This window comes from Streptomyces sp. B93 (genome assembly GCF_018070565.1).
Taxonomy (GTDB): Bacteria; Actinomycetota; Actinomycetes; order Streptomycetales; family Streptomycetaceae; genus Streptomyces.
Map to the genome: position 1 here is coordinate 1 of NZ_JAGPXL010000121.1, position 948 is coordinate 948.

The window sequence follows — 948 nt, forward strand, 5'->3', positions numbered from 1 at the left end:
CTAGGGCCTGTTGTGAAAGTGCTGGTCACAGCCACTCGTTGATGGCTGCGATCAGCACGGTCGCTTCGTAGCGGACGGCGAGTTTGTCGTAGCGGGTGGCGACGGCCCGGTGGCGCTTGAGCCGGTTGATCCCGCACTCGACCGCGTGCCGCTGCTTGTAGTCGTCCTTGTCGAACGTCGGTGGCCGCCCGCCACGCGATCCGCGCTTGAGGCGGTTGCGGACACGGTCCGCCGGAACCGGGATGGTGGCCTTGATCCCGCGTCTGCGCAGGTAGGAGCGATTGCTGCGCGAGTCGTACGCCTTGTCGGCCCGGACCCGGTCCGGGCGCTTGCGCGGCCTGCCGAGCCCCAGCCGGGGAACCCGGATGGCTTCCAGGACCGGCTCGAACTGCGGGGAATCGCCCCGCTGCCCGGCCGTGATCACGACGGACAAGGGCTTTTGCCCCTGCTCGACCGCGAGGTGGATCTTGCTGGTCAGTCCGCCACGGGATCGCCCGAGACCGTGGTCGGCCGGCTCGGCGAAGATCCCGCCGGGCGGCTCCTTCTGGAGGTCCCCTTTTTCGCCGCTCCGGCGGCGTGCTGGTGGGCCCGGCAGACAGTGGAGTCGACGTTGACCTCCCAGGTGATCAGGCCCTTCGCGTCCGCCTCGGCCTGGAGCTGAGTGAGAATCCTCGCCCAGGTGCCGTCCCGCTGCCAGCGCCGGAACAGGTCATAGACCCGGTCCCACGGCCCATAACGCTCGGGCACGTCACGCCACGGGGCACCGGTCCGGGTCCGCCACCGTATGCCGTCTATCAGCTGCCGCCGCGTCCACACCTGCGGCCGACCCGGCTTGATGCCCGTCGGCAGCAAAGGCTCAAGCCGGGCCCACTGGCCGTTCGTCAGATCCCCACGTCCCACAGGACGTGATCATCAACGAACAAGATCCACTTTCGCAACAGACCCTAG

Annotated in this window: 1 protein-coding gene; it reads right to left on the reverse strand. The window is 68.6% G+C overall.

Annotated elements, in window-relative coordinates; genetic code table 11:
- Positions 1-25 precede the first annotated feature (25 nt).
- Positions 26-900, reverse strand: a protein-coding gene (locus KBY47_RS36200) for an IS5 family transposase (RefSeq protein ID WP_374103153.1) whose coding sequence is annotated in 2 segments (ribosomal slippage) — positions 26-507 and positions 507-900 — 876 coding nt in all. Because the reading frame shifts where the segments join, the coding sequence is not laid out codon by codon here.
- Between the last annotated feature and the right edge of the window lie 48 nt (positions 901-948).